Annotated in this window: 6 protein-coding genes; all 6 read left to right on the top strand. The window is 57.8% G+C overall.

All coding sequences use genetic code 11. The features are described from left to right. Positions 1-187, top strand: a 187-nt coding sequence (locus ACOCD2_RS12205) for a hypothetical protein (RefSeq protein ID WP_293647969.1), incomplete at its 5' end; no start/stop codon positions are given. Positions 188-200: 13 nt separating this feature from the next. Continuing rightward, entirely contained in the window at positions 201-1,238 is a 1,038-nt protein-coding gene (locus tag ACOCD2_RS12200) for a tRNA (5-methylaminomethyl-2-thiouridylate)-methyltransferase (protein ID WP_293647967.1), read from the top strand. After that, the gene (locus ACOCD2_RS12195) at positions 1,235-1,471 is read left to right on the top strand and encodes a sulfurtransferase TusA family protein (RefSeq protein WP_293647965.1); all 237 of its coding nucleotides are present in this window, start codon (positions 1,235-1,237) and stop codon (positions 1,469-1,471) included. The genes ACOCD2_RS12200 and ACOCD2_RS12195 overlap by 4 nt, the downstream gene beginning before the upstream one ends. Continuing rightward, on the top strand, positions 1,468-2,634 hold the full coding sequence (locus ACOCD2_RS12190; RefSeq protein ID WP_293647963.1) for a cation diffusion facilitator family transporter: 1,167 nt from the start codon (positions 1,468-1,470) through the stop codon (positions 2,632-2,634). Before ACOCD2_RS12195 ends, ACOCD2_RS12190 begins: the two co-directional genes overlap by 4 nt. Before the next feature lie 260 nt (positions 2,635-2,894). Further along, positions 2,895-4,304, top strand: coding sequence for a glutamate--ammonia ligase (gene glnA / locus ACOCD2_RS12185; RefSeq protein ID WP_293647961.1), 1,410 nt, complete (start codon positions 2,895-2,897; stop codon positions 4,302-4,304). A 66-nt stretch (positions 4,305-4,370) separates the two neighbouring features. Further along, a complete protein-coding gene (locus tag ACOCD2_RS12180) occupies positions 4,371-4,712 on the top strand; it encodes a hypothetical protein (RefSeq protein ID WP_293647959.1) in 342 nt (113 codons plus the stop codon). The last annotated feature ends 246 nt before the right edge of the window (positions 4,713-4,958 follow it).

Genomic DNA, 4,958 nt, shown 5'->3' with positions numbered 1-4,958 from the left:
AGAACAGGGGAAATTGGGTCAAAATTATCGAAAAACGATGCTGTGCCCGCAAAAAGACAATCAAATTCCATTCCCAAGTGGAACTAGCGGGAAAATCGATGTCTTTTTCAACAGCCTGTTAAATGCCCAATCGAGTAAAAGGTTGTATGAGCGGAATTACCGGTATAATTCCTGCATCTTCGAATGATCTGGACCCAGCCATGCAACGCAAAGCCGTAGCCCTCGTATCCGGCGGACTGGATTCTCTGCTGGCCGTGCGCGTCATGCAGGAACAGGGCATCCATGTGGAAGGCATCAATTTCTTCACCGGCTTCTGCGTGGAGGGACATACCCACGCCATCCGCAAGAAGGACCAGAAAAAACCCAAGCGTAACAACGCCCTGTGGTCTGCCGAACAACTCGGCATCAAGCTGCACATCATCGACATCGTGGAAGAATACAAGGACATCGTGTTCAACCCGAAATACGGTTATGGCGCCAATCTCAATCCCTGTCTGGACTGCAAGATCTTCATGGTGAAGAAGGCGAAGGAGTGGATGGAAGCCCATGATTTCGACTTCATCATCACCGGCGAGGTGGTGGGCCAGCGCCCGAAATCCCAGCGCAAGGACACCATGCCCGTGGTGCAGAAGGATTCCGGCATCGAAGACCGCCTGCTGCGCCCCCTGTGCGCGAAGAACCTGCCCCCCACCCTGCCCGAGCGCGAAGGCTGGGTGAACAGGGAAAAGCTGTACGACTTTTCCGGACGCAGCCGCAAGCCACAAATGGCCCTGGCGAAAGAATTCGGCTTCGAGGACTACGCCCAGCCCGCCGGCGGCTGCTGCTTCCTTACAGATGAGCAGTATTCCGTCAAGCTCCAGGATCTGTGGAAATCACGGGGCAGCAAGCAATACGAAATGGACGACATCATGCTCCTCAAGGTGGGCCGTCATATCCGCCCCGAACCCGGCTACAAGCTCATCATTTCCCGGGAGGAAGGCGAAGGCAAGTTCCTGCAGGGCTACCGCAACCAGTATCCCAGCCTCAAAACCACCAGCCATCCCGGCCCCCTGTGCCTCATCGACGGGGATTTTGCCGACGAGCAGATCGAAGAAGCCGCGCGTATCGTGGCCCGTTACAGCCAGGGCAAGAATGATCCGGAAGTCGAACTGGAATACCGCGACACGGAAGGCAACACCCGCCAGGTGAAGGTAGCGCCTCTGCCCCCCCATGAACTGAACAGGGAATGGGTGGTATGAACCGGGTACAGCTGGACTGCCGGCGCCTGCTCTGCCCCATGCCCGTCATCCGCGTACAGGACCACATCGCTGGCCTGCAACCCGGCGACGAAGTGGAAGCTATCTGCACCGATCCCGGCGTGATGCAGGATATTCCCGCCTGGTGCCGCATCATCGGGCATCTCGTGCTGGAACAGAAAGTAGAAGACGACGAATACATCCTGTTGATACGGGTCCAGGAAGAACGCTCATGACAGACATACCCCAGATCGGCTCACAGGAGCACCGCGACCTGCGCCGCTCTGAATCCGGCCGGGTTGCCGTGGTGGGCGCCGTGGTCAATGTCATCCTCAGCGTGGTCAAAGTGGTGGTGGGTGTCATCGGCAATTCCCAGGCGCTCATCGTGGATGGCATCCACTCCCTGTCCGATCTCATGACAGACATTCTGGTGCTGGTGGCCTCCCGCCATGCGTCCCACGGCCCGGATGAGAATCATCCTTACGGCCATGGCAGATTCGAGACCGCCGCGACTCTCGCCCTGGGCGCCTTTCTGGTGCTGGTGGCCGGCGGTATCATGTGGGATTCGGTGGAGCGCCTGATGCGGGGTGGCGATGCACAGTCCCCCGAGGCCATCGCGCTGTACGCCGCCCTGTTTTCCATCCTGGCCAACGAGGCCCTGTACTGGTACACCATCGTCGTGGCCCGCCGCATCAACTCGGAACTGCTGCGCGCCAATGCCTGGCATCACCGCTCGGATGCTGTTTCCTCCATTGTCGTACTCATCGGCGTGGGCGGCGCCATGCTGGGCCACGGCTGGCTGGATCTTGCCGCGGCACTCATTGTCGGGGCCATGGTGGCGAAGATCGGCTGGGATCTGGGCTGGAGCGCCATGCGCGAACTGGTGGATGAATCCCTGGAAGAGGACAAGGTCGACGAAATCCGCACCATCATCAGAAACATTCCCGGCGTGCGCTCCCTGCACATGCTGCGCACACGCCGCCAGGGCCACGAAGCCATGGCCGATGTGCATGTCCAGGTTGCACCCTGGATCTCGGTTTCAGAAGGCCATATGATCAGCATTGCCGTAGAAGAACAGATCAAGGATAATATCGAGGAGATCGCCGACGTTACCGTCCATATCGACCCGGAAGACGACGAGACCGCCCCCACCTGCAAAGGCCTTCCCCTGCGGGAACAGGCCCTGGAAACCCTGCAGGAAGCCTGGGGCGAGCTGGAATGCCTGGGACGCCAGAAACGCATCCTGCTCCACTATCTGGGAGGAAAGATCGACCTGGATATCTTCTTTCCCCTGCAGTGTTACGAAGGCGCCAGGCAGGCCAAAGAACTCCAGGAGCAAATGAACCGTCTGCTGAAAAACCATCCCGAGTTTGGCGAAGTCCGGTTGTATTTCGGCTGACGCACGCACAAGGCAGGTGCAGAAAACCCATGTTGCGCACGTTTTTGGTGCACCCCTCGCCGCAGCAGTGCAATCGGCTGCAAGGCTGTTGGCGACAAATTCCTTATATAGACCGATCAAGCTTTTTCCCTTGACCTGCCTGCCCCATGGGTGGCATGGTTCATGCACTAAAAATCAGGACTTTTGGATGACCATCACCCCAGACCCAGCGTCGGGGCATGGTTGTTTGTATTTTTTTATAACCAACACGGGAGGGACTCATGTCCGCAAAAGACGTCCTCAAGATGATCAAAGACAACGACGTGAAATTCGTCGATTTACGCTTTACCGATACCCGCGGCAAGGAACAGCATGTTTCCCTGCCCGTCAGCCAGATCGATGAAGACATGTTCACCGAAGGCAAGATGTTCGACGGCTCGTCCATCGCCGGCTGGAAAGGTATCAATGAATCGGACATGATCCTCATGCCGGACGCGGACACGGCGGTCATCGACCCCTTCGCCGATGAAACCATGGTCAACATCCGCTGTGACATCCTCGAGCCCTCCACAATGGAAGGTTACGAGCGTGATCCCCGCTCTGTCGCCAAGCGTGCGGAAGCCTATCTGAAATCCACCGGCATCGCTGACACTGCCTATTTCGGCCCCGAGCCCGAGTTCTTCATCCTCGACGACGTGCGCTGGGGCTCTGATATGTCCGGCTCTTTCTACAAGATCGATTCCGAAGAAGCCGAGTGGAACTCCGAGCGTGTTTATGAAGACGGCAACATCGGTCACCGTCCCGGTCTGAAAGGCGGCTACTTCCCCGTACCTCCTGTCGATTCCCTGCACGACCTGCGTGCCGCCATGTGCCTGGCACTGGAAGATATGGGTGTACCCGTAGAGGTGCATCACCACGAAGTGGCTACCGCCGGCCAGTGCGAAATCGGCACCATGTTCGATACCCTGGTGAAGCGCGCCGACCAGAACCAGATCATGAAGTACGTCATCCAGAACGTGGGCCACGCCTACGGCAAGACCGTTACCTTCATGCCCAAGCCTCTGGTAGGTGACAACGGCTCCGGCATGCACGTACACCAGTCCCTGGCCAAAGACGGCGAAAACATCTTCGCCGGCGACCAGTACGGCGGCCTGTCTGAAACTGCTCTGTACTACATCGGCGGCATCATCAAGCACGCCCGTGCCCTGAACGCCTTCACCAACGCCTCCACCAACAGCTACAAGCGCCTGGTACCCGGCTTCGAAGCACCGGTAATGCTGGCCTACTCTGCCCGCAACCGCTCCGCTTCCATCCGGATTCCCTGGGTACCCAGCCCCAAGGGTCGCCGCATCGAAGTACGCTTCCCTGATCCCACCGCCAACTCCTACCTGGCGTTTGCTGCCATGATGATGGCGGGCCTGGACGGCATCCAGAACAAGATCCATCCTGGCGACGCCATGGACAAGGATCTGTATGACCTGCCAGCAGAAGAAGCAGCAGCCATCCCCACGGTCTGCCACAGCCTGGATCAGGCGCTGGAGTCACTGGACGTGGATCGCGCATTCCTTACCGCTGGCGGCGTATTCACCGATGATCTCATCGATGCCTACATCGACCTGAAAATGGAAGAAGTCACGCGCCTGCGCATGACCACCCACCCGGTGGAATTCGACATGTACTACAGCCTGTAAGCTGTTGCTGTCATGCTGAGAAAAACGCTCCTTCGGGAGCGTTTTTTATTGGCGGGGAGAGAATGGATGATACTTTTGACGGATGCAGCCCAAGCCTGGGGCACCGGGGCATTTGAAAGCGTTCTGAAAGAAGAGCTGAAAAGCCTGGGACTCAATGGACTGCCCCTGCAACAGGGCCTGTCTTCCAGCAGCGTTGCCCTGGACGACAGGCTTCAGGTTGTGCTGCTGAGCGTCGGGGATGATGCCGGGCAGATTCTCGTCAGGGCCGGTCTGTTCTACACCGGCATCATCGCCGGTTGCAGTTGCGCCGACGATCCCGGCCCCGTTGAAGAGCAGAACGAATACTGCGAGATCTCGGTAACAATCGGGAAACACTCAGGAAAGGCATCTCTTACCTTGATCCGGTAGAAAACACTCCCGCTCTCTATTCCGCGCACTTTAGCTACCACGGCGCCCAACCGAAATGCGAACGTTTCATCTCCGTGAGTTGGGTTACCTGCTCTTCGGTCAGGATCTGTCGGATTGCGTTCATCATTTCGGCTCTTCCCCTGATTGAGTGGGCGCCCATCATCTAGTAATCCCATCAGGGTAAAGATCCAACCCGCCGAGATGGAAGTAAATGGCATTGGCAAACCGCTCTTTATTGCGGAAGCC

The organism is Thiolapillus sp. (genome assembly GCF_048562965.1).
In the GTDB taxonomy this organism is placed as follows: Bacteria; Pseudomonadota; Gammaproteobacteria; order Chromatiales; family Chromatiaceae; genus Thiolapillus; species Thiolapillus brandeum_A.
Note: the sequence above shows the minus strand (reverse complement) of the source record. Positions and strands in the feature narration are given on the sequence as shown.

Excerpts from the sequence above, each read along its gene's own strand:
- ACOCD2_RS12195 (WP_293647965.1), top strand. The coding sequence starts at position 1,235 with ATGAACCGGGTACAGCTGGACTGCCGGCGCCTGCTCTGCCCCATGCCC.
- ACOCD2_RS12190 (WP_293647963.1), top strand. The coding sequence starts at position 1,468 with ATGACAGACATACCCCAGATCGGCTCACAGGAGCACCGCGACCTGCGC.
- glnA (WP_293647961.1), top strand. The coding sequence starts at position 2,895 with ATGTCCGCAAAAGACGTCCTCAAGATGATCAAAGACAACGACGTGAAA.
- ACOCD2_RS12180 (WP_293647959.1), top strand. The coding sequence starts at position 4,371 with ATGATACTTTTGACGGATGCAGCCCAAGCCTGGGGCACCGGGGCATTT.
- ACOCD2_RS12200 (WP_293647967.1), top strand. The coding sequence starts at position 201 with ATGCAACGCAAAGCCGTAGCCCTCGTATCCGGCGGACTGGATTCTCTG.